The organism is Coprococcus intestinihominis (genome assembly GCF_040096555.1).
Lineage (GTDB): Bacteria > Bacillota > Clostridia > Lachnospirales > Lachnospiraceae > Coprococcus_A > Coprococcus_A intestinihominis.
Genome location: NZ_JBBMEK010000356.1, coordinates 1 through 2,592, shown reverse-complemented (window position 1 = coordinate 2,592; position 2,592 = coordinate 1). Strand labels below are relative to the sequence as shown.

Genomic DNA, 2,592 nt, shown 5'->3' with positions numbered 1-2,592 from the left:
TTCACTCATTTGGACAAAGGGGTATGAAATGCACACCCAAAATCTCCGCTTTTCCAAAAATATTTCAAAAAAATTTTGGAAATTAAAAAAGCCGTCTGCTCCGGTTAGGAAACAGACGGCAAATCACGGTCTAAATATATTCAATTTTCAATTTCTTTTTCTTTGCACCAAGCACTTTACAGAGAACATCATCTACTGCGTCGGTATATCGTCCCTGAGCTGCTAAATTGTTCTTCAGTTTGATGAGCGATTGTATCACTCGGCTTCGTTCTTCTTCATTTAAGTATATATGATAGGTTTTCTCTCTCATTGGCTGTCCCTCCATCTTTCAAATGTATTTTTGATTATTTCCACATCTTCCTCTGTATTGGAAGAAATAAATATATGTACGCTTTGAAAAGTTCTTTTTAAGTTGTCGGCATAATCCAGTTCAGTACCTTTCATCGGCAGCTTAATCAGTCTTATTCCTCGTTGCTTACACATATACGCTTTCATTATCTCTACATTCTCGTCGGTGCTTTCCGACTCAATAGCCAACTTTTCTGAAGGTATGTATGATTCAAGCGGAACTCCAAGCAATCGGTCAGAACCAAGTTCTGCTTTCAAGCCTTTCCTATTAGAATAATAGCTGACAGCCAAAGCAGGAAATAGAGATAAATACTCCTGCTCACAAATTCGACAGCCTTTCTTCAATATCGTTCTTTCATTTATCTTCATACTCCACGAATGACCGTGCCTGCATTTCCACCACGCTCTCTTTGCTGAAGTTCGTGATACTTCTGTCGGCTTCAATTTATTCTGTTCATAATCCCATTCACTGAGAAGTTGACTGTCTGTTGTCGCCAAATCATTATATCCGGCAAGAACTTCTCTCTCCGCACAAACGGGGCATACCGTCCCTTTCACACGGGCATTGATAACTGATTTCCACTCGTTACCGCATTTTCTGCACTTCCACCAGACATTTTTTCTCGACTTTGCATTTACTTCATCAGGCTTCAACGGCAAGTTCTTCTCCGACCATTCCGAAGCAATTTCAGGGTGTGCTGTCTGCAAATCATTAAAACCTTTCAGGAATATGTATCCACTGCAATACGGGCATTTACTCCCACCGGAACGGGTAGAAATAAGAGTGTTCCATTCTCTACCGCAATCCTTACACTTCCACCAAGCCTTACGATTTGCAAAGACCGTAACCTGAGTTGGAAGTAACGGATAATTTCTGTCCGACCACTCGGCAGCTATATCCGGCAGAAGCGTTGCAAGGTCATTAAATCCTGCCAACACTTTATTATGGGAGCAATACGGGCAACCTGTTTTATTTATTGTTCTGCTCTTAACGGCTGCTTCCCACTCGTGTCCTTTTTTACATCTCCATATCACTTTCTTATGAGAACCAATAGAAATCTCTGTCGGTTTTATCTTATTCTTTTTCGACCACTGCTTTACCAGTAGCGGCTCTAATGTTGCCAAATCGTTAATCCCTGCAATCACTCTTGCACCGGAACATATCGGACATTTCTCTCCATTGGAACGAGCCTTAACGCTTGTCTGCCATTCATGACCGCAAGCACCTCTCCACCATACTTTTTTATTTGAACCGAAAGTAATCTCATCAGGTTTAAGCGGTAAGTTCTTCTCTGACCACTCAGGAACAAGTTCCGGGCGTACTTCTGCTAAACTGTTATTCATAGCCAAACCTCAACCTCCTTGTGCTTAGAGTATATGAAGTTTTAGCTTTATCTTGTAGTTTGCGAATATCCGTATAAATAGAAAAAGCCCTTTGAGAAAAGGATTTCTCCTCTCTCAAAGGGCAAATTGACAAACTTGAATTTGTAATTACATTCCATACATATTGGCATTCTTTACAAGTACTTTATCACCCTTTTCTAATTGTTCCTTGGAAATTCCTCGTAACCCAAGTCCAACATGCTCTGTTTTATATCCACAACCATTTGCTTTTCGTTCTTTTGTATGTACATCGACAGTAGTAATTCTGGTTTCTAAGATATCTCCATTTGCTTTATAAATACATGCATTTTCCCCTTCTCTGCACATCCCTGTTAATATGTTTCCTGTGGCAACTGTTCCAACTCCCATAATTGTAAATATATCATCAATAATCAATTCAAAATCTTCTTTTAAACACGATGGAACATCTAATCTGCTCATGTATTCTGTTTCTCGTTCTTTTTTGCTTTTACCAAATAATCCCATGGTATTCCTCCTTTAAAACTTCCGATTTGTATTTCTGTTTGTTTTAAAAATGGGCAATCCCGATTGGAATTGCCCACTCTTTGTACTAATTATGCGATTTTTTCTTGCTTGCACCGATTTCTGCATCAATTGATGTAAGTTTGATGTAAATCGCTGTTTTTTTAGTTTTTTATCAAATGAAGTACGTCCCGTCTATTTGGTAAAACGGTACATCTTTACATCATCTTAATAGAGCTTTGCACCTGCCGGAATGTGGTCATCTACCATCAGAAGATGAAGTTTTTCTTCGCCCTCTTCCTCATGAATAGCACTGAGGAGCATACCGCAAGAGTCAATGCCCATCATCGCTCTCGGTGGAAGATTTGTGATAGCGAT

Annotated in this window: 3 protein-coding genes and 1 pseudogene; all 4 read right to left on the bottom strand. The window is 39.6% G+C overall.

What is annotated here, in order from left to right; translation table 11 throughout:
- Positions 1–130: 130 nt before the first annotated feature.
- A complete protein-coding gene (locus WMO25_RS17065; protein WP_349086362.1) occupies positions 131–310 on the bottom strand; it encodes a hypothetical protein in 180 nt (59 codons plus the stop codon).
- A complete protein-coding gene (locus WMO25_RS17060) occupies positions 307–1,692 on the bottom strand; it encodes a zinc-ribbon domain-containing protein (RefSeq protein WP_349086360.1) in 1,386 nt (461 codons plus the stop codon). Before WMO25_RS17060 ends, WMO25_RS17065 begins: the two co-directional genes overlap by 4 nt.
- A gap of 147 nt (positions 1,693–1,839) precedes the next feature.
- On the bottom strand, positions 1,840–2,217 hold the full coding sequence (locus WMO25_RS17055) for a hypothetical protein (protein ID WP_008374225.1): 378 nt from the start codon (positions 2,215–2,217) through the stop codon (positions 1,840–1,842).
- A gap of 225 nt (positions 2,218–2,442) precedes the next feature.
- Positions 2,443–2,592: pseudogene (locus WMO25_RS17050) on the bottom strand (methionine--tRNA ligase subunit beta); the annotation flags it as partial.